We start from the raw sequence: 25,128 nt of genomic DNA on the forward strand, positions 1-25,128 counted from the left end.
GGGCTATTTCTTCTCAAAATGCCGTCCAGCTTAAGGCATTGTCTAAAGGCCAGCATTTCTCAAGCGTTCGGCATGCTGCACATACAGGTCAATGGGGTCGATGCCCTTGCGGACTTGACCTGTGGTCTGGCTGAGGCTGTCCAGATGATCCAGCGGATAGTCGGAACGGATCACTTTACCCAGATGGGAGCTGAACCGGCCGACCATGCCGTCATTCTGCTCGGCTTCGGTGGTGAAGTAGTGGGAGAACGCCCGCAGGAACCCGTGCAGCGGGTTGAGCGCATAGAGCCCTTCGTCGAGGATGTTTCCCTGCAGGGTGCCGCTCCAGGAGTAGTAGCGTACGCCGTTCACCAGTTCGCGACCCTTGCCGCCCCAGGTTTTCGGCAACCCTTGAGGGAACTTGTCGTTGAATGCGCCGACGCCTTCGGTGGTCAGCGCGTTGAGTGCGGCGATGGCGTTCTGCGGCAGGTGCCGGTTGCCGCTGAGCAACGACAGGAAGTCGGCGAACAGGGTGGCCACCGCCCCGGCGACCTGTTCCGGCAGGCGCCCGGGCGTCAGTGCCTTGCGCAGGAAGTCGGCCAGTTCCGAGCCGTGGTTCGGCCCGCTGACCGATGTCACCGAAGCGACCACCTGTGGCGCCAGCGCCCCCGCATATCGTGCAGCCAGTGCGCCCTGGCTGTGACCAATCAGGTTGACTTTGCTTGCACCGGTTCCTTGCAGTACCCGTTCGATCTGCACCAGCAACTGTTCGCCACGGGTTTCATTGCTGTGGGTCGCCGACAGGTGCGGGATGAAAACCCTCGCACCGGCGCTTCTGAGGGCCTGTTTGACGTCATGGAACAGTTCCAGTTTGCCGATGCGATCGAAGCCGAAGAGCCCGTGGACCAGCAGGATCGGATAGTCAGTGGTTGCATTCCGTAGCATGTACATTTCCTTTTTCGCAGTAGGTCAGGTGTGTGCTCAAGGGGGCACTCTAAAGCACACCCACCGCTCGGCGATGTATGAAAAAGCCGCTGTAACCTGATGAAAACGGAATAGAAATGGTACGAAAACTCGAATGAGCGTGAGGTCTTGGTCGGAATATCCGGACATCTTTTTAACGATGGCCGAGATATTTCTTTCAATGACCTACCGCTGGTAGGTCATTTTTCCGTGTAAACCGACCCGATAGCCCTGCATCGCGGATCTCGGCGCCACAGCCTACTTTGGCTGTTGAGTGCTTCGTAGTGCACGAAGTCGCTCGGCTCCCTGCAGCAGCAATTGTTCCGTCCCGGCCCAGCCAAGACAGCCGTCCGTTACCGACACCCCGTAACGCAGTGACGGGCTCAATGGTTGGCAGCCTTCGAACAGATGACTCTCAATCATCATGCCGACCAGCGAGCGATCACCGTGCAGGCGTTGTTCAAGCACGTCGTTGAACACGGCGGGCTGACGCAAAGGATCTTTACCGCTGTTGGCGTGGCTGCAGTCGACCATGATCCGCGCCGGAATCTTGAGTCTGGTCAAGTCGCTGTGCACCTTGGCGATGCTGTCGCGGTCGTAGTTCGGCCCGCGATGGCCACCGCGCAATACCAGGTGAGTGTCGGGGTTGCCCGGTGTCTGGATAATCGCAGGATGGCCCTGGCTGTCGACACCGAAATGGCGGTGTGGATGAGCGGCCGAGCGCATGGCGTCGCTGGCGACAGCCACACCACCATCGGTGCCGTTCTTGAACCCTACCGGCATGCTCAGGCCACTGGCCATTTCCCGATGGATCTGCGATTCGGTGGTACGGGCGCCGATCGCGACCCAGCTCAGCAGGTCGTCAAAGTAACCGGCGGCCATCGGTTGCAGCAGCTCGGTGGCAACGGGCAGACCCAGTTGGAGCATTTCGCGCATCAATTCGCGGGACAGGGTCAAACCGCCCGCCATGTCATCGCTGCCATCCAGGTGTGGGTCGTAGGCCAGGCCTTTCCAGCCGACCGTGGTGCGGGGTTTTTCGACGTAGGCGCGCATCACCAACAGCATCTCGTCGCTGACTTGTGCAGACAGACGGGCCAGGTTGGCGGCGTATTCGAGGGCTGAACGTGGGTCGTGAATCGAGCAGGGGCCGACGATCACCAGCAGACGGGAGTCTTCACCGTTGAGGATCGCGCGGACGGCCTGGCGGTGGGCGTCGACTTGTTGGGTCAGGGCATTGCTGAGTGGCAGTTGCTGTTTGAGTTGCAATGAGCTGGGCAGACGCAAGGTCAGCGCTTCATTGGCAGGGCTCAAGGTGGACAGCGGCAGAGCAGAGACGGACGAGTTCATATTCGGGCTTCCTGGGCTGGCGGCGGGTTCGTCCCGCGCGCTCGGCCCTAGTGGGGTGTTCGACAATTGGCCGGATTGGCTACGTGTGTGTGCTTGCCACCTGTGGGTGACCGATCGGAGGCGGCAGGCTGTCCCGAGCGGAAGCTGGTAAATCGCCAGGCGGTAAAAGTGTCGTAACGGTAATAAGTGGCGTAGTTCATGTCGTAAATCCTCAAGTTGTCTGGTGTGACGCAAAAAATGTTCAGGGCTGAAAAAACAAAACCCCCGGTCGGGAGGCCGACCGGGGGTTGAGAATTCTCTGGTGGCGACCCGTTTAAAGTGGGCGCCGTGTGGGTATCAGGCGCGCCAGTGGCTAAACCAATACCCAAAATAAAAGCTGACCGAAGCACAAACGTCATTCACCCGGGCAGCCGCAACCGAGCGCGAGGCGCTGGCGGTACGAAGCGGTGAGAGGGCGTTGAACATGGTCTGTCTCCGATGAATAAGCCGAGCTTACTAGAGGCCGGTACGCGGATTCAATCAGAAAATGCTATCGGGCATCACGGGGCGTTTCTATCGGTTGGGTAGGTCGGGAGTTGTGACACACTTTACGCAGCGGGCGGCGTGTAACCGGCGCCCAAACCATCAACCCCACAAGGACGAACCATGACGACACTGACCATCGCCGCCGCACAATCGATCTCTGTCGCCGGTGATCTTGCCGCCAATATTGCCCGGCATCTGCGCTTCATGCAGGTTGCCGCGGAGCAGGGCGTGCAATTGCTGGTGTTTCCAGAACTGTCGCTGACCGGCTACGAGCGCGGTCTGGCAGCGGAGCTGGCCATCGCGCCAGACGCCAGAGTGCTGCAACCTCTACGCGATTTCGCGCGGGAAGTCGGTGTGATCAGTGTCGTCGGGATGCCGATTCGTCTGTCGGACGATTCGCCGGTGTTGATCGGTGCCCTGGTGTTGGGGGCCGATGGTTCGCTCGATATCTACAGCAAGCAGCATTTGCACTCAGGGGAAGAGGTGGCATTTGCCCCGGGAACAGGCGGTTCGACATTGAAGATCGGCACCGACACCGTCGCGTTGGCGGTATGCGCCGATTTTTCTCACGCCAGTCATGCAGCCGCCGCGGCACGGCAGGGCGCTGATCTTTATGCCGCGGGCGTGTTGATCACAGAAAGCGGCTACGCTCCAGATACCGCACTGTTGCAAGGTTATGCCCGCACCCACTCGATGGCGGTACTGATGGCCAACCATGGTGGCGCAACGGGTGGCTGGGAGTCGGCAGGGCGTAGTGCAATCTGGGCGGCGGACGGCTCGTTGATTGCGGCGGCACCGGGGACGGGGAATCTCATGGTGGTTGCTCGTCGCAATGCTGACGGCTGGAAGGGGCAAATCGTGGCGGTCGCGGAGGCTTGAATGGGGTTTGAATTGCGCCCGGCAACGTCTCGTGACCTGGACTTCGCACGTGACCTGACTTGTCGAAATATGCTGCGCTACTACATTCAACATGAACTGTTGTGGCAGGACGAGGCTTTCGATGTTGCTTGGGAGGGACGCGAAAACTGGCTGATTGTGCGTGATGACACACTGATGGGGTATGTCAGCCTGAGCCGTGACGCCAGCGCCTTGTATATCCGCGAATTGCATTTACTTGAAGCGTACCGGGGGCAGGGCGCTGGCTCCTGGGTGATCGATCAGGTATTCGCCATGGCCTGCAAGGAACGGCGCCCGGCATTGCGTCTGACCGTATTTGAAAATAATCCGGCAAAAATACTTTACGAGAGAAAAGGACTGAAGGTGGTCGGCAAGGACCAGTGTTTCCTGAGAATGCAGCGTGATATCAATGGACTGCATCGCTGAAACACACTGCCAGCAAGCCTCGCCAGAAGAATTGACACTTTTTATATGCTGCTTTCCGCTAGGTCTGCCAGTCGCTTTTTGCTAAGGTGTCCGGCAACCCAATAAGACCAAATCGCGAGGTGTCTGCTTGATTAGGGTGCTAGTAGTCGATGACCATGATCTCGTTCGTACAGGCATTACACGAATGCTGGCTGACATCGATGGCCTGCAAGTAGTCGGTCAGGCCGAGTCGGGAGAGGAATCCCTGCTCAAAGCGCGTGAGTTGAAACCCGATGTGGTGCTGATGGACGTCAAGATGCCCGGGATCGGCGGTCTTGAAGCCACGCGCAAATTATTGCGCAGTCATCCCGACATCAAAGTCGTCGCGGTCACCGTGTGCGAAGAAGATCCGTTTCCAACCCGCCTGTTACAGGCAGGTGCCGCGGGCTACCTGACCAAGGGCGCCGGACTGCCGGAAATGGTCCAGGCCATTCGCCTGGTGTTTGCCGGGCAGCGCTATATCAGCCCGCAAATTGCCCAGCAACTGGCGATCAAGTCGTTCCAGCCAACCAACGATTCGCCGTTCGACGCCTTGTCTGAACGGGAAATCCAGATTGCGTTGATGATTGTCGGCTGTCAGAAGGTGCAGATCATCTCCGACAAACTGTGCCTGTCGCCAAAAACAGTGAATACCTACCGTTACCGTATTTTCGAAAAGCTTTCGATCAGCAGCGATGTCGAGTTGACGCTGTTGGCGGTTCGTCACGGCATGGTTGATGCCAGCCTCTGAAAATGACTGAAACCTTCGATCCAAGTGCTTTTCTGTCGACGGTCAGTGGGCGGCCGGGTGTCTATCGCATGTTCGACAGCGATGCCCGTCTGCTTTATGTCGGCAAAGCCAAGAATCTCAAGAAACGTTTGGCGAGCTACTTCCGCAAAACCGGTCTGGCCCCCAAGACCGCCGCGCTGGTAGGCCGTATCGCCCAGGTCGAAACCACCATCACGGCCAACGAAACCGAGGCCTTGCTGCTCGAGCAGACGCTGATCAAGGAATGGCGCCCGCCGTACAACATCCTGCTGCGCGACGACAAATCCTACCCTTATGTCTTTCTCTCGGATGGCCAGTTCCCGCGCTTGAGCATCCATCGCGGAGCGAAAAAGGCCAAGGGCAAATATTTTGGCCCTTACCCCAGCGCAGGAGCGATCCGCGAAAGCCTGAGCCTGCTACAAAAGGCTTTTTTTGTTCGTCAGTGTGAAGACAGCTATTACAAGAACCGCACGCGACCTTGTCTGCAATACCAGATCAAGCGCTGCAAGGCGCCGTGTGTCGGCCTGGTGGAGCCTGAGGTGTATGCCGAAGATGTTCGCCACTCGGTGATGTTTCTTGAGGGGCGCAGCAATGCGTTGGCGGACGAGTTGTCCGCGGCCATGGAGGAAGCGGCGGTCAATCTGGAGTTCGAACGGGCCGCCGAATTGCGCGACCAGATCTCATTGCTGCGCCGGGTCCAGGACCAGCAGAGCATGGAAGGCGGGACGGGCGATGTCGATGTGATCGCAGCGTTCGTCAATCCGGGTGGCGCCTGTGTGCACTTGATCAGCGTACGCGGCGGCCGGGTGTTGGGGAGCAAGAACTTCTTCCCGCAGGTGGGTATTGAAGAAGACGTTTCCGAAGTCATGGCGGCGTTTCTCGGCCAGTACTTCATCAGCAGTCCCGAGCGCGACTTGCCGAGCGAGCTGATCGTCAACGTGGTTCACGAAGACTTTCCGACCCTGATTGCAGCCATTGAAGAGCTGCGCGGTCGTGAACTGACCATCAGTCATCGTGTACGGGGCACCCGAGCGCGCTGGCAGCAATTGGCGGTCACCAATGCCGAGCAGGCGCTGGGCGCACGTCTGGCGAACCGGCAACACGTCGCGGCACGTTTCGATGCTCTGGCCGAAGTGCTGAGCCTGGACGAGCCGCCGCAACGTCTCGAGTGCTACGACATCAGTCATTCCAGTGGCGAGGCCACCGTGGCGTCGTGCGTGGTGTTCGGCCCGGAAGGCCCGATCAAGTCCGACTACCGCCGCTACAACATCGAGGGCGTCACGCCAGGCGACGACTATGCTGCGATGCACCAGGCCCTGACCCGACGCTTCAGCAAGTTGAAGGACGGGGAGGGCAAACTGCCGGACATTCTGCTGGTCGACGGCGGTAAAGGTCAGCTGTCGATGGCCCGTGACGTGCTCAATGAGCTGGCCGTGCCCGACCTGATTCTGCTGGGCGTGGCCAAGGGGGCGACGCGCAAGGCCGGTTTCGAAACCTTGTACCTCAACGATGCGGCCCATGAATTCACCTTGCGCGGTGATTCCCCCGCGCTGCATTTGATCCAGCAGATCCGCGACGAAGCTCACCGTTTTGCCATCACCGGGCACCGTGCACGGCGCGGTAAAACCCGCCGCACCTCGACGCTTGAGGGGGTTGCCGGTGTAGGACCGACACGTCGACGGGATTTGTTGAAACATTTTGGTGGATTGCAGGAGCTGTCTCGTGCCAGCATCGAAGAGATCGCCAAAGCACCCGGGATCAGTAAAAAGCTCGCAGAGTTGATTTATGCAAATCTGCACAGCGAGTAGAATGCCCAACTCACCTCGTAGCCAGTTGTGTCGATGAATATCCCTAATCTGATTACCGTTCTACGCGTCCTGCTCATCCCGATCTTCATTTTGCTGTTTTACTTGCCTTACCACTGGAGCTATCTGGCGTCGGCTTCGGTTTTTGCCTTTGCCGCCGCGACCGACTGGCTGGACGGGTATCTGGCCCGACGTCTGGAACAAAGCACACCGTTCGGGGCTTTCCTCGATCCTGTTGCGGACAAGCTGATGGTCGCCGTTGCGCTGGTGCTGCTGGTACAAGAACACGGCAACCTGTGGCTCACACTGCCGGCCGCCGTCATCATCGGTCGCGAAATCGTCGTATCGGCACTGCGCGAGTGGATGGCCGAACTCGGCGCCCGTGCCCATGTGGCGGTATCGAACCTGGGCAAATGGAAAACCGCCGCGCAAATGCTGGCGCTGGTGATCCTGCTGGCCAATCCGTCGGACTTCAGCTTCTGGGTCCTGATGGGCTACGCTTTGCTGATGGTGTCCGCTGGCCTGACCTTATGGTCCATGGTCCAGTACTTGCGGGCCGCCTGGCCGCATCTGAAGACGGATGTGGAAAAGAAATAAAACTTTTTTGAATCAAGGGGTTGACGGGGCATCTGGATTCTATAGAATGCGCCTCACCAAGACGCGGGAATAGCTCAGTTGGTAGAGCACGACCTTGCCAAGGTCGGGGTCGCGAGTTCGAGTCTCGTTTCCCGCTCCAGATGTTGATCTACAGATGTCTACTGAAGTCTGTAAGTCATTGAAAATAGAGGCTTCGGCCTCTTTTTTCGTTCCAGTGATTTCTACTGAAAACCACCCCCAGCCACGCTTTTTTTGTACATTAAAACGTACATCGAAATCCGGGCCCAGGACGTGCCAGTTTTCAGATAGATGATGCATTGCTGGAACCCGTACATCTCTCCTCAATCGATCGAGACGAGGAGATGTACATATGCCTTTGACTGATACGGCCGTTCGCCACGCAAAAAACCTCGGAAGAAATTACAGCCTCAAGGATATGGACGGCTTGCACCTATTCGTCAGTTCGACGGGTGCCAAGAGCTGGCATTTTCGTTTCACCTGGCTAGGTAAGCCGGCTCGCATCTCCTTGGGAATGTATCCGGAGTTAAGCCTTAAAGACGCTCGTTTTGCTCGCGACAATGCGCGTACCCAAGTCGCGAAGGGGATCGATCCTCGAGCCGCTCGAAGAGAGGATCGTCTCGCTGCCTTGGCTGCTGATGAGAATTCTTTTGCAGCAGTCTTTCTAGCATGGCGAACTTTCAAAGCGGTTACATTGAAGCTCGGACGCCAAACCTCGCTTTCTCAGATTGATCGCATTTTTGCCAAAGACGTTTTGCCTTTGCTTGGGCCTCTACCTATTGCCGAGATTTCTCGTCAGCACTTGATCGAATTGCTGCGCAGAATTGAGAGTCGTCAGGCGTTCACTACCGCGGAAAAATGCCGGACCTGGTTCAACCAATTGTTCCGCTATGCCATGGTTGAAAAGGGACTGATGACCAATCCCTCAGCAGATCTCGATATTGTCGCCATTCCAAAGCCGCCAGTGACAAACAACCCCTATCTACTCATGGAAGATCTTCCTGTTTTCCTGCAAAAGTTGCGGCATTACGGTGGTAGCAAACTGACTGTTTTGGGTTTGCGCTTGCTGTTCCTAACCGGCGTGCGAACAGGCGAATTGCGATTTGCTGAGCCTGACCAGTTTGACTTGGATCGGGGAATTTGGACTATACCGGCGGTGATTGTTAAGCAGTTGCAGGTGCGATTGCGCAAGGAGGGTAGCAACAAGATTCCGCCTTATGTGGTTCCGCTTTCACGTCAGGCAATCGCGATTGTCCGGGAGTTGCTCAAGCTCAGGCGTCCAGCACAGCGCTATTTACTGCCTCATCGCAGTGACCTATCAAAGCGGATCAGCGAGAACACCCTCAACGTAGCGCTCAAGCGCATGGGCTATGAAACCCAGCTGATGGGCCACGGTATTCGCGCAACGCTCTCTACCGCGCTCAACGAGCTTGGCTATGAAGAGAAATGGATCGATGCACAACTGTCCCATGCCGAACCCAACAAAGTCCGAGCCACTTACAATCATGCACTGTACGTCGAACAGCGTCAGCGAATGATGCAGGATTGGGCTGACCAGCTTGATCGCTGGGAGCGAGGAGAGAAGGGTATTGTGGCGGCGCCTGCACCGAATCTTTCAGGAGAGTTGGATATGATTGCGGAGTACCTGAAGAAGCTATCTGCGGGTGGAAGCCCTCAGCTTGGCGGTGCCTTGGGGCGGGAGCGGGCGGTATTGGCACGCGGGCTTTGAATAATTTGAGCCGTCGGTAGGTAATGGCGCAGATGGTGGCTTCGCGGTGTTGGGAGTGCTTTTCTGCCAGCGCCGCGTTGCTTGTTGGTCGTGCATTTACAAAATTGAAATCGGTACACTCAGAAACATAACTATAGGGGCTGATTATGAACCTCTCTGATGCAACGCTGGTGCTACTGCTAGCGGCTCGAATCCATGGAACGGACGAAGCTGTCAGAGCTTCGGCCAAGAGCGTGGTGAAGAAGTTGCCGAGGAGCAAACGCGATCTCATTTACAAGGTTATCGATTCGCGAAGTCCTCTTCATCTCGTGGGCTTTTTGGCAGAGCATCTGGATGATTGATGGCTTACCAGCGCCAGCGCGCTCTCTGTTCATTCCGTCCTAGCGGTGGCTCCCCACGTGATGTTCTGTTCGCGTGATGATTCGGAGTGGCTTGCCCGGACCAAGACATTCCTGCCTGTCGATTGAAGGTTGGGGCCGTAGCCCCCTCAATTTTCGCCACATCTTCACCTACTTGCCGAATACTCCTACATTTTCCCTGCAGCGTATTTGTTAGCGTATCGCCTTCATTTTGACGTCCGCTCAGTGAGTGCGGTACGCCGACTTTGCCAGGAAAGAAGGATTGGAAAAGTGATGGATCACTTACTCGGGTTGAAGGTTATCGATCAGGAAAGAACAGAATTACTGCGTGAACGGATGGACGCCGCCGGGTGTGTGTTCGAGTTTGTGGTTGTGTCTCCTGGGGAAAATTCACTGATCGATGAAGCAATGCATCGACTAGCTCTGAATGCATTGTATGAACAGATCATGGCCAGCCAGCTTGATTGGCATTGTAAGCTGATCCGGACGCTCCCCTGCGCCGATTACCCCGAACCGAGCATGACTTGGGCTTTGGATAGGGCTATCGCCACTCCATTGAGTCGAGCAGAAGTCCGCAACCTGACATTGACCGAAGATTATCAGCTAGGGCCGTTAGCTCTATATAGTCATTTCCGTGAGCCTCCCTATCTCACCCAGTTTGAGGGAGGTGAGGTGGAGGCTGAGGCGCTTTTTTGCGAGTGGCTTGAACTGCTGGGAGTCGAAGATCGGGACGATGTGGTTGCGTTGAATTGGGTCAAGGGGGGCAATAGTGGGTGCTCGATGATGGCAATGTTGCCTCAGGACGTGAGTTGTGGAGTGACTACTTCGATGCAGGTTTGGAGTGGTGGGGGATTTGGTGTCTGACCATCTGGAATCCACGACGTCGTACGTTGAGTGCATTAGCTGCCAGTGCAACTGACTGTCGCTTGGGGGCGTATATTTGACGACTGCCGTCCTCGCCGTAAAGCAATGCGGGGATTAACCGATATCCAGTCTTTTCAGTTGAGCAAGGCCTTGTTTGATGTGGCCGGCGTTTATACCAATTGTTGAATAGGGCTCCACGGACATTTCCGTCTACGTCCTGTGAGCCTTGCTCCTCAACCAATAGTGTCAACTCCATAATGGATGCCTCCAGAGCTAGCTGGTTGATATATGTTTATTCAATTACATCTAGTGGCGAATAGTTACTTGAGGTATGGTGTTGACTATTTGCTCAGTTAAATTGATTCCAAGCCACGAAAACATAAATTGCAGGATTGGTTAGAGTGTGCGCGCTTCAAGGAGCGGTACATGGCCAGCTATGGCGATGCCCAATAGGCTTTCTTAACTACTCGGCCACCCTCATCCAGTTCCACCGACCATGCTTCTATATCAAAGGATAAACGGTTTTCAAACCATAGTCGCTCAACGCAAGGATGTTGACAATGGTGCGATGCATAGCGAGTAAACAAAGTGCTTGGTTTTTCTACATGAGAAGGCATCCCGAGTCGGCCGATAACAACGCCCTGTGTATCGCCAATATTGATTGCTTCAAAAGCTATGCTCTTCTGTTTTGAAATAAATATGCATGATGTGATGTATGATGTAATGGCGAGTAGTAGCACCCAAAGCAATATCTTTTTGATAGTGGTTTTTGGTGTGCTACCTTTAATAGTACTCATCATTTTCTCCTCGCATCATTGCCCGCTGTACTTGGGGAGTACATTCAGTACAGGTCCCGGAATCGGGCTGCCTTGGGGGACGAAAAAGGTGGTTGTGCCCGGTATTGACTGTACATCTCGAGCAGTACCTCCGGGAAATGGAATGTCATTTGTAGATATGCCTGCAGCATGCAGAAGTTCATTTGTTCGAACTGCGCAGTTATCAAATATACCAACGTCGTTCTTGTTGGGATGCTCCTTGATGAACTGTCGCGCCAATGCATCCTGTAATGGTGTAGTCGGAATTATAGTGATTAGCTGACTACGTATGAGGCCCTGGCTGGAAATATAATCGGCGGCGGAACTACCTAGATCGGTGTCATTCCCATAGCTAGCCATACCATACCCTTGCACCGCAGCCCCAACATGCCCAAAGAAATTAGCGCTACCATCCCGAACACCACCCGTAATAATCATAATGTCCAACCCTCGTGGGTCAACGAAACTCAGCGGATTCCCACCGACATAGCCATACGCATTAATCCCACCCGCAAGGCCAATCGGATCTCCCGAGATAAACCGCCCAAAACCTGGAGAGTAATACCGTGCCCGATAATAATAGACACCCGTGCCATCATTTTCCCGCCCGGTGTACTGCTGGCTGTTGGTACTGGCGGAGCCGCTGCTGCTGGTCTGGCCATAAGGGCCATAGGTGTATTGCGTGGTGAGCGCGCCAGTGCTGTCGGTAAGTGCTTGGGTTGAACTCAGCGCATCAACCAAGTAGCTGTAGGTGCTACCACTGGCCTCAGTGCGGCTGAATACTTCATCGACGCCGCCCGTGAGGAGATTTGCCTGTACCGTGGGGGTGACAGTACCGGTCAGCTCTTGCACCAGATTGACACCGTCGAAGACATAACCGGTGGTCTGGCCGGCAATCGTCTTCTGGCTGCGTCTGTTGGCTGCGTCATAACTGAAGCTCCCGGATACGGTGCCCGTGAGCGTGCTCAGGCGCTGGCGCGAATCCCAAGTGTAGGTATTGCTGCCGTCACTGGTCAGATTGCCGTTGGCGTCATACAGCAAGGAGGCACCGCTCCATGCCGTCAACTGGTTGGCCGTGTTATAGCTGGTGGTGCTCACGGCACCAGGGAGGGTGGTGCGGGCCGAGCTGCCGCCAAGCTGCACTCGCCGACCGGCGGTGTCGTAGCCGTAGCTCAAATTACCCAGGCTGGTGCCGCCCTTGGCGTAATTGAAGTTGATCAACTGGCCGGCGTAATCGTAACCGTAACTGACGGTCACCCCGTTGGGCAGGGTCAAGGTGGCACGACGGTTGTCCGCATCATAGGTGAACGCCGCGCTCTGGCTGCCGTTACTGAGATTGGTCAGGCGACTGCCAGCGTCATAGGTGTAATTCACCGCGGGCTGGCCCGTCACCGTCATACTGGTGCGACGATCAGCGGCATCGTAGGTGTAGGAAACGGTGCCGAGGGACGTGGTCTCGCTAAGCAGGTGATTCAGATTGTCGTAGCTGCGGGTGATCGTGCCGCCTTGAGTATCCACGATCTGCGTCAGACGGTTACCACCATCGAAGGTGTAGCCAACGGTGGCATCCGGTGCTGTTAACGAGGGGCCACTGCCAATCAAGGTCTGCCCGAAGGCCGATTGCGTGCGTCGATTCAAGGCGTCATAGGTGTAGGTGGCGATGACGCCATTGCGGGCGGTCCACTGTGTCACATTACCCAGGCCGTCGAGGCCATAGCTTTGCGTCGCGTTCAACGGGTCGGTGTAAGTTATGCGGCGATCGCGAGCATCATAGGTGTACGCATGCACTCCGTTCTTGGCGTCGGTGACGCTCAGGAGATTACTGTTCGTGTCGTAAGCAAAACCGGTCACGCTTCCTAGCGGGTCTGTGATCTTGGTTTTGCGATCCAGCACGTCGTACTCCATCAGGGTGCGGCGCCCCACGGCATCAGTCATTGCCATGACGTGTCCCACGTTATCGGTGAAGTAGCTGGTGGTTCGCCCTATTGGGTCGATAACGCTGGCGAGGTCTCCAAGAGAATAGCTGAGAGCAGTATTCGCTCCGATGGGGTCGGTGATCTGCGTCACCCGCCCTTGGCTATCCGATGTGAATTTCACAGCATTGCCCAAGGGATCGGTAATCTGTGTCAGACGCCCCAAACTGTCATAGCTGTAGTTGGTGGTATGGCTCAGACCATCGGTGTGACTGGTCAGTTGGTTGAAGGAGGGGTCGTAGGTATAGCTGTCCGTCACGGCCTGCGATGTCCCTTGCAGTCGGGTCACGCTGGTGAGATTTCCCATGCCGTCGTGTGTATAGCCGGTCACTCGCCCCAGGGCATCGGTGACGGAGGTCACGATATTGGTGGTGGCGTCGCGCTGGAGGCTGTAACTCTGCTGCTCGGACAGACCGAGACCATAGGTGTTTGTTGTGACGTAGCCCGCCCCATTAAATGCCAAACGCTCGATATTGCCGCGAGGATCTGTAATGTCCGTCTGGGTGACTTGGCTGCCACTGAGGGTGTAGGCGAATTGATAGGTGCCCGCCACGGTGCTGCCATATCCCAGGGTTTGCTGGGAGACCCGGCCGTTAGCATCATAACTGTTGCTGAGGAGTACATTTCCGTTGGGCCGAGTAATGGTCAGCATGTGGTGGGAGCTGTCATAGGTATAGGTTTCCACGCCGCCATTGGCGTCGGTGACCTTCCAGAGATTCCCGTTACTGTCGTAGGTGTAGCTGACCGTACGTCCCATATTGTCAGTGGCCTGAGTAATACGATTGCTTGAGTCGTAGGTAAAGCTTATCCAGCGCCCATTGGGCGATGTCACCTGTTGCAAGTTTCCGTTGGAGGCTCGCGTCAACGTGATCGTATTACCCACACGGTCCTTGATTTGAGTCATGGCTGCTTTTGCCGGCACGGTGTTACCTGGTGCATCCGGGAACCACATTTGGTAGCCATCTTTTAGCTTGAGCAGCCACGGCGAAGCACCGCCAACCCACGAGATGGTCGCCCCCTGATACCGATCCAATGGGGAGCCATTGTGTTGATACACCGCATCCATGTAACCCGTACCTGTCGAGGTCCGGTTGAAGTGAATACGCTCGCCATCCGAGAGAATCAGATCCTGATAGGTATAGGGAAAGATATCGCCAACCATGAAGATGTCATAGACGTGATTGGTACCGACGCCGAAGGCGCGCGATCGCGTGTCTTCGGAGAGGTAGGTGCGAGTCAAGGTCAGCGGGAGCGTATCGGCGACCGTCAGGTCGGTGTGTGGGTAGGTGAACAACCCCGTAGACGTATCCACCGGCTCGGCTTTGTCGCTCGAAGCAACCCCCAACCCTTGATTGCCGCCTCCGGCTGTAGGGTTTTTGGCGGGCGCCAAGGACGGCGAGCTGACCATGGCTCCAGTGAACTCGTAAATACCAACCCCATCACCTGGAATGACCTGTTTGCCGTTCGCGGAAACTAATCCCTCACCATAGACATACCAACCTTTGTAGACGGGATCGTAGGTCCAGAAGTCCATCGTCGAGCCAGGCGGATGGCTGTTGTAATTGGGATAAATGATTTGTGCTGCCTGAAAGCTTTTGGGGTCGATGGCTTGTAGATTCGCGCTGCCTGGCTGGATGGTGAAGTAAACAGGGATGCCGTGCGTGGGCAGTGGAAATGGCGTCCGATCAACAGGGATAGGCGTGATACTGACTGAGGTGACAACCTTGCCGTCGATGTCACGAATTACCGTTCCTTTGGGGATGTGCAATTCCAGACCAGGAATATGAGGCGTAGTGACCGTCACCTCACTTGTCGTAGGCGACGACAGACTCACCGCATGTTGTGTATCGGTACGGGGCAACCAAATGGTGTATTGCAGGGACTGCGTTTTGCCATCCTGAAAAATGACGACCAGATCATCGAAAAATCCATATTGACGACCTGGCTTGTTGGCACCAGAACCATCGATTCTCAGCGTTTGATTTCCGGTATTGATACCACTCAGTAGAAAGCGACCAGTCGCGTCCGTAGTGGCGATTTTTTCGCCCATTTTTAATTTCACGCCTACGGCTGCCTTTCCATTCATCAACAGCACCTGACCCGCCAGGGCCGTAACCCCCGAGGGGGCTTGCAAGGGTGGTAAAGCTTGTAAGGGGGAAGGCGGGCGATTGGCGCGCCAGTCCCCGGTGAGATGCTCTGGGCCCGGGATCCAGTCTTCAGGGCCAGTGTTGGCCATTTCGGGGCTAGGAGGAGTAGCCGGAGGCTTGGTTTGATCATCGAGGGCGCCAGAGGAATTGGTGCCGGTTGATACGGTGTTGGCGGTCAGGGCCTGCGTCGTAAAGTTGTACCCTGTAAGTGGGAGTTGAGTGCCACTCGCGTCCGTGGCGCCGCTGACAAAGACGCTGTAATGCGTATCCGGCAATAACTCCTGCGTCGGGACAAAGAACACCGCTTGCCCGTTCTCCACGGGAGTTACTCTGCCGGTAATTTGACCGGTCGGGCCGATCACCGTCACGGTGTTGCTGTTCAGTGACTTCACTGCCATCGGCTTGGAGAAGCGCAGGCTGATCCAACTGCTGACAGCAACTGTGTTGGCATTTGTAGCAGGCAGACTGGCTTGCACTTGCGGTGGACTTTGCAGAGAGGCTGACGTCGCTAGCAAGCCGGATTGGTTCTCCCCCTGCAGTGAGAAAATTTGCCGGGATGGGTCATAAAGTTCGCCAAGCGTCACCGGTTGATCACTTTGGTCTTTGCCTCCCTGGATCAGGACGGAATCCGCAGGCAAGGTTTGCGCAGTATGCCCATAACGAGCACTCAATAAGCCGGCGGGCAATTGAGTTACCGTTCCGGTCCGGGAATCCCACAGCTCTGCACTGGATAGCGCGACGTGTTGCGTCGATAAGCCACCCACCAACAGAACACGACCATCCAGTAATAGGGTGGCTGTATGCTGAGTGCGTGCAATAAACGCAGCATCAGTAACCAGATGGGACTGCTGTGTCTGAATATTCAGACGCTCTGCCTGGTTGAGGGGGGGGCTGTCCGCGCCAATGCCGCCAACGATAAGCACCGTACCATCCGGCAACAAGGTGGCCGTATGGCCTTGGCGTGGCATGTTTAGGCTGCTCGCGAAGTGCGTATCAGTGTTTGTCACTGGATCAACCACGGTCAGTGTCGCGAGTGTCACGCCGTTTTCTGTACCTCCGCTTAGCAACCAGCGGCCATCAGGCAACAACGTGGCAGCTTCACCTGCGTGACGCATGGGCACGCTACCAGCAGCGCCGCCAATTGCTGAAGCGGCGATCGCCTGGGAGCTCAGCATGGATAGCGCAAGCCAGGCGATAAGCAGCAACAAGCAATACGTCACTCGCTGTAACCAGACTTCAGTGTTAGAGGATGCAACGCAACCGGAATAATTCCCTTTCATGGCGCATTACCTCAAGGATTGGTCACGCTGACATTAATGGAGCCCACATTGGCAGCTGACGGATCGACATAGATCGTATAGGTGCCGGTGGTGGGAAGCGTCTGGGGTGACAGGTTAAAGCTGGCGCTATTGGATGCGGTCGATGTAAGGGACGTGTTGTCGGGCTTTTTCAAAGTAACCGCCACATAGCCCATGCTGTTGTTTGTCAGATGAACTGTTGCTGACTGACCCGAAGTTCCACTGAACGTTATGCTCGCATTTTGACCCGCAGCCGTTGTGGTGACGGTCAAGGCGGAGCCATTGATCGTGACAGAGCCGGTCACATCTGCCGGCACGCTGGTCAGGTGAAAGGTCATGCTGCCGATGTCAGAGCTTCCCGGGTTGAGATAGATGGTGTAAGTGCCCGTGGCCGGGAGCGTCAGGGTGTCCGTGTAGGCTCCTGTCGACCACCAGTTGAGATAGATATAACCGTTACTGGTGCTGGCATTGCCATTGGCATCTGGCTTGTAGATGTAGACCAATTCGCCGTGGCTAAACGTAGAGTTGGGTGCGCTGAGGTAGATGCGTTGGCCGCCGGTGCCGCTGAACGTGAGGCTGCCGTTCTGGCCGATGGCGGTCGTGGTCAGGGTGGCATCGGCACCATTGATACTGATCGTACCCGTGACATCTGCAGGCACGCTGATCAGGTGAAAGGTCATGCTGCCCGTGTCAGCGCTGCCCGGGTTGAGATAGATGGTGTAGGTGCCCGTGATCGGGAGTGTCAGGGTATCCGTGAAGGACCCGGTCGACCACGAGTTGAAATAGATGTAACCGTTACTGGTGCTGGCATTGCCATTGGCATCCGGCTTGTAGACGTAGACCAATTCGCTGTGGCTATACGTAGAGTCGGGTGCACTGAGGTAGATGCGCTGGCCGGCAGTGCCGCTGAACGTGAGGCTGCCGTTCTGGCCGATGGCGGTCGTGGTCAGGGTGGCATCGGCACCGTCGATACTGATCATACCCGTGACATCCGCGGGTACGCTGATCAGGTGAAAGGTCATGCTGCCGGTGTCGCTGCGGAACGGGTTGAGAAAGATGGTGTAGGTGCCCGTGGTCGGGAGTGTCAGGGTGTCGCTGTAGGATCCGGTCGACCAGACGTTGCTATAAATGTTGCCGCTGGTGGTACTGGCATTGCCGCTGGCATCCGGCTTATAGATGTACACCCATTCGGTTTGGGGGTACGTGGAATTGGGCGCACTGAGGTAGATACGTTGGCCGGCAGTGCCGCTGAACGTGAGGCTGCCATTCTGGCCTATGGTGGTGGTCAGGGTGGCATCGGCACCGTCGATACTGATCGTACCCGTGACATCCGCGGGTACGCTGATCAGGTGAAAGGTCATGCTGCCGGTGTCGCTGCGGAACGGGTTGAGAAAGATGGTGTAGGTGCCCGTGGTCGGGAGTGTCAGGGTGTCGCTGTAGGATCCGGTCGACCAGACGTTGCTATAAATGTTGCCGCTGGTGGTACTGGCATTGCCGCTGGCATCCGGCTTGTAGATGTACACCCATTCGGTTTGGGGGTACGTGGAATTGGGCGCACTGAGGTAGATACGTTGGCCGGCGGTGCCGCTGAACGTGAGGCTGCCGTTCTGGCCGATGGCGGTGGTGGTCAGGGTGGCATCGGCACCGTCGATGCTGATCGTACCCGTGACATCTGCCGGCACGCTGATCAGGTGAAAGGTCATGCTGCCGGTGTCGCTGCGATTCGGATTGATGTAGATGGTGTAGGTGCCCGTGGTCGGGAGTGTCAGGGTGTCGCTATAGGACCCGGTCGACCAAACATTGCTATAAATGTTGCCACTGCTGGTGCTGGCATTGCCGTTGGCATCCGGCTTGTAGATGTACACCCATTCAGTTTGGGAGTATGTGGAGTTGGGCGCACTGAGGTAGATGCGTTGGCCGGCGGTGCCGCTGAACGTGAGGCTGCCGTTCTGGCCAATGGACGGTGTTGCCACCCTGGCATCCGGACCATCAATACTGATGAGGCCGACTGGGTCAGGTGGCACGTCATACAGGGTAAAGGTAACGTTGCCGGTGGCATTGCTGCCGGGGTTGATCAGGATTGTATAGGTCCCGGTCGTAGGCAATGTAATGGGATCGACATAGCCGGTGGAAGAACACTCGGTAGAGTTGGTTAGGACGCTGCCATTGGGGTTGTAGAAGACCAGGGCATAGCAAGCTGAAAAAGTCCCACCTGCCATATTCAAATAGATGCGCTGGTTCTGTGTGCCATCGAACAGAAGCAGCGCCTTTTTACCCCCGGTTGTAATGCTGACCGTCTTGCTTGCAGCGAAGGCAAGACGATCCATGTACTGGATGTCAGTGGCCAACAAGGGAGAAGGTGGAATAAACAAATCTTGTGTGCTGATTGCCGTGCCATAGGGGGTCGTGACGCTGACCTTACCGCCCATGGTATTGGCGGGAACACTTGTGGCGATGCTGCTCGTGGTCGTTGAAGTGACGATGGGCGAGCGGAGACTCAAAACTATTTTTTCTTTCGTTTTATCCGTTTGGAAATTGCTTCCCGAAATGGTCACCGCGGTGCCAGCTGTCCCAATAGTTGGCGTAAAGCTGGTAATGGTGGGGGCTTGGTTCGCTGCGATGGTGAAGTTTGTCGTTGAGGTGGCACTGCCCGCCGGCGTGGTCACACTGATCGGTCCGGTAGTGGCGGCACTCGGTACCAACGCCGTGAGGCGGTTGGGATAACTGGGGTCGATGGTCACCGAGCTGGCGGTTACGCCATTGAACTGAACGGTATTCTGATTCGCCGTGCTGCTGAAGTTATTACCGTCAATGGTGACCGTCGTGCCGGCCGGACCTTGCGCGGGTGAAAAGGCCAGGATGCTGGGAGTACCCGTGGCATAGCCCTTGATGGCGGTGATATTACCTACCACATCGTAATTGTATTCGGCCGATGCCGTGCTATTGGTGACGCCAGCGAGGTGACCGGCCAGGTCGTAGCTGTAACCAATGGAGCCAGTGCCTATGGTGATACTGACTGCGGACGAGGTCGTGGCGACGTTCTGGGAGTCTGTGGCTTTGGCCGTGAGGCTGTAGGTGCCAGGTGGAACGTTGGCCCACTTGAAAGCAAATGGCGGGATGGTGACCGTGCTCAGCAGTGTGCTGCCCTGATAGAACTCTACTTTGGCAATGTTCCCAACGCTTGTCGCGGCGGTTGCAGCCAAGCTGACTGTTGCCGGTACGATAAATGATGCGCCACTTGCCGGTGCCGTTAACGTCACTGTCGGTGCGGCAGAGACTTGGGCGGCAAACGCCATGCTCAGCATCCACCATGTCATCACAACGAGCCGATACCAGCCTGACGCTTGCTGCGACATATCCCTATCCTCGGTTCTGTTGTGTGTGGGCTGATTCACATGCAGCCTTTTGCTGGAAATGAGCGCTCGTCAGGGTTTTGAGAAACGCCACCAAATCGGTTTTTTCCGTGGGCGTCAGAACCAAAGGGCGACTGGCTTGGATGCCGCGGTAATACACTTCCAGATCTACGGCTTCTTCGAGGGTTGCGACGCTGCCGTCGTGCATATAGGGCGCCGTCTCGGCCACATTACGTAGGCTTGGGGTGCGAAAACGACCGAGATCAGCTGGATTGAGAGTGACGCTGAAACGGCCCAGTTCGGCTAAGGCAGGATCCGATTGCACGAGTGTCTGCCGTTCGGTTGCAGTCAGTTTTGCAAAGCGAATCGCTTCTGGGGCCAAGCGATCCGCCAGATACCTGAATCCAACACCCAAGGTGTGAAACTGCTGATCGGTGAACAACGCACTGGTCTCGCCGATGACATGACATTGCCCGCACTGGGCACGACCACGAAATAACTCCAGGCCGCGCAAAGCCTCTGCCGCCAGAGCCGTTTTGTCGTGTCCATAGCGGTAACGATCAAATGCAGAGTTACCAGCCACAAGGGTGCGTTCGTAGGCAGCGATGGCTTGTGCGACTCGCGTGGCTGTTAACGTCTCGGGGGAGGCCGCAAACACCTTCTTGAAAGCCGCAACATACTGGCTGTCCTGCCCAATGGTATGGAGTAGCTGCGCCTCATCATTCACGGCGTGTTCGATCGGGTTAAAGAGGGGATCCGTAGCTTGCGACTCGAGGCTGTCACGGCGCCCGTCCCAGAACTGAGTCTCGGCAAAAGCCGCATTGACGAGGGTAGGGGTGTTGCGTGTTCCAAGCTGGCGATGGATACCCTGGGCGCGCGGCAAACCGTCAATGAAGCCTCGTTCGGGATTATGGCAAGAGGCACAACTGATCGAGCCGTCAGCACTCAGACGCTTGTCAAAGAACAGCGTTTTGCCAAGCTGGATTTTTTCCACCAGATGCTCAGGTGACGAGGCATCTGGTACAGGCGGAAGTCCCAGCAGGTTATTTACGGCTTGCTCTGTACAAGTCGCCGACAATCCGGGCAGAGAGTCAGCCATAACCGTGCCGGCAGGCAACAGCGCCAGGCACATGCTCAGGCAATGCATGCTGCGCATGTTCAGTTACTGGTACTTAGCGGGCTGAAATCGGGAGCCGGGATGCCAGGGGAGGGAAGCAGAGTGTTTCGTATCAATACAATGGCGAATGCTCAGCATTTGCTGCCGAGACTTTAGACCTGAAGCCACCATAAGCACCTCCCTGTGAACCGGAGCCACATTGGGCTCGTCGTACACGTCGTATGCACAGCGGTTGGAACACTTGCGTGTTCACGATGGGGTCTTCATTCCATGACCTTGGGGGAGATCGAACGTCCACGATCCCGAGCATCCAGCACGAGATGACAGTAGTACAGGGTTTGAAAGCGCGCCAATGGGAGTCTGGAAAGCGACGGTCAGGATGGCTTTTCTGCAGCCAAGGTCGACGGTGTGAGGGGTGTTGAAGGTTGCTGGAGATGCAGGCAGATCCTCTACTTGGCGACTGTCAATGTCCTGTCTATTGCGGTAGTCGCAATCGGATCTGGCTGTTTTCATTTGCTTTTCGGTAGAGCTTAGAGCCGTGTGGCCGTACTTCCAGTTGTTCGGGAGGCGCCACCAACATAATGGGAGCTTCGAAGCCTAGACTCAACAGAGATGGTTGGATGTTGCTGAAGGGGCGAAGATTACTTTTTGGGGGCCGCCGAGTAGTGATTCTTTTGGATGCTGGGGTTAACCGCGTGCCTGTAACTCACGTGTTTAGTAGGCAGAGTTAAATATCCAAAAATGGCAGATTGTGGCCCTTCGTTACCGGCAGAGAACGGCCAAAAGCGGTCAATCAACCGATGAAATTTGCCTTGTAACCCCTTTTCGATGTTGTATGTAATCCCACGCACATTCAGCGCATAAAATGGTTCGCAGGAATGGACACCAGCTCCCTCACATTTCAACAGTTGTTTCGTCCGGGAAGCTCCTCAAATGGCTACACCGTGGCCGAACGACTCTCCATCGACTTTCTGATAAACGAACGTTCGTTGCTCAATGCTCTCGCCATGGCAGCTGGTGGTCATTCAGATTTCATGGGCTGTTTCGTCAAGGGCTTCCCGGAGCCAAACAGCCTATCTAACTCTCGTCTGCTTTTACGCGAACACGCCGAAACGGAAAGTGGTCGTATCCTGCTTTACATCTGCCCCGAGTGCGGCGACATCGGTTGTGGCGCCTACTCAGTGTATGTTCGCCAAAACGATGATTGTTTCACGTGGGATTCCTTTGCTTACGAGAACGGCTATGAAGAGCCTCAAATCATAGATGGAGTTGGCCCCTTCACATTTGAAAAGCATGCATATGAGGCAGCTATCAACGATGCGGCGACGTTCTAAAGGTAATTCAACTGCCTTACTGCAGGTATTTGCAACGGACACAATCGGCCAGAAGCGGAGTGTAGACGGGTAGCCGCTGATATCCCTACGCTGGTCAATCTAGTAATTGCACAACGCTAACAAGGAGCATTCATGTTAGTCATTGGAATTGATCGAGATAGCGTGCATGCGGGGGATGATCTGGAAAGCCATAAGACATCGATCAGGCTCGATCCAGCAGTAACGCTGCGCATCTTGTTCGACGCGATACAAGGTATGGGCTACCTGCCAGGCATCAGTGGAGCTAAGGCTACGTGGATTATTTGTTCGTCAGGCAAACAAATAGGTGTTTTAGCGCAGCAATGGCCAGAACCTAAATTGGTCATCCCCGCTGAGAGCATCGTCAGTCAATATTTTAGGGATACCGAGCCTCACCTTCTGTTCAGATATTGGTGCCAGGCAGATCCAGACCATGTCTTTTCACACATCCAAGCCGGAAATGAGCCACCGTCTCGATTTTAGGATTTGCGGAGGGCTGCCTGATGATTAAGAAGCTGAAATGTCTGCTATGGGTCGTTTATTGCCTGTCACGACTGACTGAAATCGCCTGTGGATTCAACCGGTCGATGCAACACAACTAAATTCTGTGTAAGCAGAAGGAGTGTTGCAGATGAAGCAGAGACCTCGGATCTATTACACCGAAAGCCAGAAAAAACTGATGTGGGATCACTGGCAGAAAGGCGACTCTCTCCAGCACATCGCCCAACTATTTGATCGAAACCACTCATCGATACAGCGCATTCTGGCGGAGACCGGGGGGATCAGACCCGCTCTACGCCGCAGGTCCAGATTGGCGCTGACGTTGGCTGAACGCGAAGAGATTTCGCGTGCAGTGGTGGCAGGTAACTCGATCCGTTCCATAGCCGCGCTGCTAGGGCGAGCAGCCTCTACGATCAGTCGTGAGATCAGACGCAACGGTGGCCAAGGAGGCTACCGGGCTAATCGTGCGGATCAGGCTGCCTGGGATCGCGCCCATCGACCCAAGGTCTGCAAGCTTGTTGAGAACCGAGCGGTGGCGCAAATTGTTGCAGACAAGCTTCAATTGCAGTGGTCACCGGAACAAATTGCCGGCTGGCTGAAGCGCACCTACCCGGACGATACGAGCTATCAGGTGTCACACGAGACGATCTATCGCACCCTCTTCATACAGGCTCGCGGGGCTCTGAAGAAGGAGTTGCTTGAGCATTTACGGCGAACGCGAGCCATGCGTCGCTCGCGCCATCACACGCAGAAGAAAGAAAATCACGGTCGAATCACAGACGCGGTATCGATCCGCGAACGCCCGGCCACGGCTGAGGATCGGGCGGTGCCAGGTCACTGGGAGGGTGACCTGCTGTGCGGTAGCAGGAACAGCCAAATTGCCACTCTTGTGGAGCGTCATACCCGTTACGTAATGCTGGTGAAGTTGGCCGGTAAGGACACCGAGACGGTCATCAGCGCCCTGATCGAAAACGCCCGCGAACTCCCCGAGGAACTCTACCAATCGCTGACGTGGGATCGCGGCAAAGAGATGGCCGACCATAAGCGTTTTACGGTGGCTACCGACATCAAGGTCTACTTCTGCGACCCTCATCGTCCCTGGCAACGGGGATCGAATGAGAACACCAACGGGTTGTTAAGGCAGTACTTCCCGAAAGGCACCGACCTGTCGGAGCACTCGCAAGCCACGCTCAATGAAGTGGCAAGGCAGCTGAACAGCCGTCCTCGGAAAACACTAAACTACGAAACGCCCGCTGAACGATTTAGCCAATCTGTTGCATCGACCGGTTGAATCCACAGCCCAATGCGGACGTTGGCAGGATCCCGAATCGGCTGTGGATTCAACCGGTCGACGCACTAGAGCATCACGCTGCGTCAATGCCTGTTGCAACCGCCGAGCCACTGCTACACCAGGACAATACGTTTGAGCTTGGCGTTCAGTGCGGCGAACGCCGCTTCGGTACTGGCCTTGTGGTTGGTGATAAGCACGTCGATGCGTTCTGGCGGGCAGAAAGCGACGCGGCTCTCCACGCCGATCTTGCTGTAGTCGGCGAGGATGACCACGCCTTCGGCATTGTCGGCCATGGCGCGCGCCACTTCGGCTTCGCGGTGGTCGTAGTTGCTGGCACCGCGCTGGGCGTCGATGCCGACGGGCGATAACAGCGCGAGGTCGGCCCGATAGCGGCCAATTTCCGCCACCGTGGTGCCGCCAACCGTAGCGGGAGCACGGTCGCCGAGCGAACCGCCCAGTACGATCACCTCGTTGTACTGGCCGCCTGGCACAGCGGGATTACGCAATTGCAACGCCACGTTGAACGAGTTGGTGATCACGGTCAGCCCTCCCAGCTTGGCCAGCTCTTCGGCGAGGATGACGGTGGTGGTGCCCGCGTCGATAAACACAGTCTGTCCGTGCGACAGCAGACTGACCGCTGCGCGCGCGAGGTCACGCTTGAATTTGACGTTGATGTTCGCCCGCTCGGCGATGGGCGCTTCGTCCTCAACGCGGATGGCGCCGCCGTGTATCCGCTTCAACTCCCCCTGTTCTTCCAGAGCGACCAAGTCGCGTCGCACCGTCTCGCGTGAAACGTTCAGCTCCGTGACGATGCGGTCGGTGGTGACGCGCTGCAAAGTCGATAGTAGTGCGCGGATCCGCTGGTAACGCTCTTCTTGCCACATACCGGGTGTCCCTGCTGTTCGAGTCGCTGTCCGAGCACGCATTGTGGAGAGGCGTCAGTCGCTGTCAAGTTTGGCGCGGCCTCATGATCATTGGGCTTGCG

The 25,128-nt window shown here is 56.2% G+C and carries 18 protein-coding genes and 1 tRNA gene; 12 read left to right on the forward strand and 7 right to left on the reverse strand.

The genetic code is table 11. The features are described 5' to 3' along the window. Positions 1–42: 42 nt before the first annotated feature. Both PSH69_RS12230 and PSH69_RS12235 read right to left on the reverse strand, forming a co-directional pair. Positions 43–924: a triacylglycerol lipase gene (locus PSH69_RS12230; protein ID WP_305412215.1), complete on the reverse strand. Its 882-nt coding sequence runs from the start codon at positions 922–924 to the stop codon at positions 43–45. Between the two features lie 276 nt (positions 925–1,200). After that, a complete protein-coding gene (locus tag PSH69_RS12235; RefSeq protein ID WP_305412217.1) occupies positions 1,201–2,289 on the reverse strand; it encodes a 3-deoxy-7-phosphoheptulonate synthase in 1,089 nt (362 codons plus the stop codon). A 645-nt stretch (positions 2,290–2,934) separates the two neighbouring features. Between PSH69_RS12235 and PSH69_RS12240 the strand changes: the two genes are divergently transcribed. The 9 genes from PSH69_RS12240 to PSH69_RS12280 all read left to right on the forward strand — a co-directional run bounded on the left by PSH69_RS12240 (position 2,935) and on the right by PSH69_RS12280 (position 10,296). Next, positions 2,935–3,693 (forward strand): carbon-nitrogen hydrolase family protein, encoded by a 759-nt coding sequence (locus PSH69_RS12240; protein ID WP_305412219.1) that lies wholly within the window; start codon positions 2,935–2,937, stop codon positions 3,691–3,693. Next, positions 3,694–4,137: a GNAT family N-acetyltransferase gene (locus tag PSH69_RS12245; RefSeq protein ID WP_028940931.1), complete on the forward strand. Its 444-nt coding sequence runs from the start codon at positions 3,694–3,696 to the stop codon at positions 4,135–4,137. It abuts the gene before it with no gap. 127 nt (positions 4,138–4,264) lie between these two features. Further along, the gene (gene uvrY / locus PSH69_RS12250) at positions 4,265–4,906 is read left to right on the forward strand and encodes a UvrY/SirA/GacA family response regulator transcription factor (RefSeq protein ID WP_008015884.1); all 642 of its coding nucleotides are present in this window, start codon (positions 4,265–4,267) and stop codon (positions 4,904–4,906) included. 2 nt (positions 4,907–4,908) lie between these two features. Next, entirely contained in the window at positions 4,909–6,732 is a 1,824-nt protein-coding gene (gene uvrC / locus PSH69_RS12255) for an excinuclease ABC subunit UvrC (protein ID WP_007933764.1), read from the forward strand. A 33-nt stretch (positions 6,733–6,765) separates the two neighbouring features. Continuing rightward, positions 6,766–7,326 (forward strand): CDP-diacylglycerol--glycerol-3-phosphate 3-phosphatidyltransferase, encoded by a 561-nt coding sequence (pgsA, locus tag PSH69_RS12260; protein ID WP_007933765.1) that lies wholly within the window; start codon positions 6,766–6,768, stop codon positions 7,324–7,326. Between the two features lie 63 nt (positions 7,327–7,389). Further along, positions 7,390–7,465 (forward strand) — tRNA-Gly (locus tag PSH69_RS12265). A 231-nt stretch (positions 7,466–7,696) separates the two neighbouring features. Further along, the gene (locus tag PSH69_RS12270) at positions 7,697–9,073 is read left to right on the forward strand and encodes an integrase arm-type DNA-binding domain-containing protein (protein WP_305412221.1); all 1,377 of its coding nucleotides are present in this window, start codon (positions 7,697–7,699) and stop codon (positions 9,071–9,073) included. Positions 9,074–9,219: 146 nt separating this feature from the next. Further along, complete coding sequence (locus tag PSH69_RS12275; RefSeq protein WP_253422315.1) at positions 9,220–9,414, forward strand: hypothetical protein; 195 nt, start codon at positions 9,220–9,222, stop codon at positions 9,412–9,414. 291 nt (positions 9,415–9,705) lie between these two features. Beyond that, a complete protein-coding gene (locus tag PSH69_RS12280) occupies positions 9,706–10,296 on the forward strand; it encodes a hypothetical protein (RefSeq protein ID WP_305412222.1) in 591 nt (196 codons plus the stop codon). Between the two features lie 434 nt (positions 10,297–10,730). Here PSH69_RS12280 and PSH69_RS12285 read toward each other — a convergent pair whose 3' ends face one another. The 4 genes from PSH69_RS12285 to PSH69_RS12300 all read right to left on the reverse strand — a co-directional run bounded on the left by PSH69_RS12285 (position 10,731) and on the right by PSH69_RS12300 (position 21,038). Then, positions 10,731–11,093 carry a hypothetical protein gene (locus PSH69_RS12285; RefSeq protein ID WP_305412223.1) on the reverse strand — a complete coding sequence of 121 codons (363 nt, stop codon included), beginning with the start codon at positions 11,091–11,093 and terminating at the stop codon, positions 10,731–10,733. Between the two features lie 15 nt (positions 11,094–11,108). After that, positions 11,109–16,439: an RHS repeat-associated core domain-containing protein gene (locus PSH69_RS12290; protein ID WP_305412224.1), complete on the reverse strand. Its 5,331-nt coding sequence runs from the start codon at positions 16,437–16,439 to the stop codon at positions 11,109–11,111. 83 nt (positions 16,440–16,522) lie between these two features. Continuing rightward, positions 16,523–19,885 carry an Ig-like domain-containing protein gene (locus PSH69_RS12295; RefSeq protein ID WP_305412225.1) on the reverse strand — a complete coding sequence of 1,121 codons (3,363 nt, stop codon included), beginning with the start codon at positions 19,883–19,885 and terminating at the stop codon, positions 16,523–16,525. A 4-nt stretch (positions 19,886–19,889) separates the two neighbouring features. Further along, positions 19,890–21,038 carry a cytochrome-c peroxidase gene (locus PSH69_RS12300; RefSeq protein WP_305412226.1) on the reverse strand — a complete coding sequence of 383 codons (1,149 nt, stop codon included), beginning with the start codon at positions 21,036–21,038 and terminating at the stop codon, positions 19,890–19,892. An 839-nt stretch (positions 21,039–21,877) separates the two neighbouring features. Between PSH69_RS12300 and PSH69_RS12305 the strand changes: the two genes are divergently transcribed. From PSH69_RS12305 to PSH69_RS12315, 3 genes are all read left to right on the forward strand, one after another. After that, the gene (locus PSH69_RS12305; RefSeq protein WP_305412227.1) at positions 21,878–22,333 is read left to right on the forward strand and encodes a hypothetical protein; all 456 of its coding nucleotides are present in this window, start codon (positions 21,878–21,880) and stop codon (positions 22,331–22,333) included. A 132-nt stretch (positions 22,334–22,465) separates the two neighbouring features. Next, positions 22,466–22,834 carry a hypothetical protein gene (locus PSH69_RS12310; RefSeq protein WP_305412228.1) on the forward strand — a complete coding sequence of 123 codons (369 nt, stop codon included), beginning with the start codon at positions 22,466–22,468 and terminating at the stop codon, positions 22,832–22,834. A 148-nt stretch (positions 22,835–22,982) separates the two neighbouring features. Then, positions 22,983–24,143, forward strand: a complete 1,161-nt coding sequence (locus PSH69_RS12315) for an IS30 family transposase (RefSeq protein ID WP_305409304.1) — start codon at positions 22,983–22,985, stop codon at positions 24,141–24,143. Between the two features lie 113 nt (positions 24,144–24,256). On the opposite strand, the gene PSH69_RS12320 is transcribed toward PSH69_RS12315, so the two are convergent. Beyond that, positions 24,257–25,027 carry a DeoR/GlpR family DNA-binding transcription regulator gene (locus PSH69_RS12320; protein ID WP_064618592.1) on the reverse strand — a complete coding sequence of 257 codons (771 nt, stop codon included), beginning with the start codon at positions 25,025–25,027 and terminating at the stop codon, positions 24,257–24,259. Positions 25,028–25,128: the final 101 nt, after the last annotated feature.

The sequence above is a fragment of the Pseudomonas sp. FP1740 genome, assembly GCF_030687165.1.
GTDB lineage: Bacteria > Pseudomonadota > Gammaproteobacteria > Pseudomonadales > Pseudomonadaceae > Aquipseudomonas.

Coding starts and splice junctions, on each gene's coding strand:
- PSH69_RS12230 (WP_305412215.1), bottom strand. CDS start 924: ATGCTACGGAATGCAACCACTGACTATCCGATCCTGCTGGTCCACGGG.
- PSH69_RS12235 (WP_305412217.1), bottom strand. CDS start 2,289: ATGAACTCGTCCGTCTCTGCTCTGCCGCTGTCCACCTTGAGCCCTGCC.
- PSH69_RS12240 (WP_305412219.1), top strand. CDS start 2,935: ATGACGACACTGACCATCGCCGCCGCACAATCGATCTCTGTCGCCGGT.
- PSH69_RS12245 (WP_028940931.1), top strand. CDS start 3,694: ATGGGGTTTGAATTGCGCCCGGCAACGTCTCGTGACCTGGACTTCGCA.
- uvrC (WP_007933764.1), top strand. CDS start 4,909: ATGACTGAAACCTTCGATCCAAGTGCTTTTCTGTCGACGGTCAGTGGG.
- pgsA (WP_007933765.1), top strand. CDS start 6,766: ATGAATATCCCTAATCTGATTACCGTTCTACGCGTCCTGCTCATCCCG.
- PSH69_RS12270 (WP_305412221.1), top strand. CDS start 7,697: ATGCCTTTGACTGATACGGCCGTTCGCCACGCAAAAAACCTCGGAAGA.
- PSH69_RS12275 (WP_253422315.1), top strand. CDS start 9,220: ATGAACCTCTCTGATGCAACGCTGGTGCTACTGCTAGCGGCTCGAATC.
- PSH69_RS12280 (WP_305412222.1), top strand. CDS start 9,706: ATGGATCACTTACTCGGGTTGAAGGTTATCGATCAGGAAAGAACAGAA.
- PSH69_RS12285 (WP_305412223.1), bottom strand. CDS start 11,093: ATGAGTACTATTAAAGGTAGCACACCAAAAACCACTATCAAAAAGATA.
- PSH69_RS12295 (WP_305412225.1), bottom strand. CDS start 19,885: ATGTCGCAGCAAGCGTCAGGCTGGTATCGGCTCGTTGTGATGACATGG.
- PSH69_RS12300 (WP_305412226.1), bottom strand. CDS start 21,038: ATGCGCAGCATGCATTGCCTGAGCATGTGCCTGGCGCTGTTGCCTGCC.
- PSH69_RS12305 (WP_305412227.1), top strand. CDS start 21,878: ATGGACACCAGCTCCCTCACATTTCAACAGTTGTTTCGTCCGGGAAGC.
- PSH69_RS12310 (WP_305412228.1), top strand. CDS start 22,466: ATGTTAGTCATTGGAATTGATCGAGATAGCGTGCATGCGGGGGATGAT.
- PSH69_RS12315 (WP_305409304.1), top strand. CDS start 22,983: ATGAAGCAGAGACCTCGGATCTATTACACCGAAAGCCAGAAAAAACTG.
- PSH69_RS12320 (WP_064618592.1), bottom strand. CDS start 25,027: ATGTGGCAAGAAGAGCGTTACCAGCGGATCCGCGCACTACTATCGACT.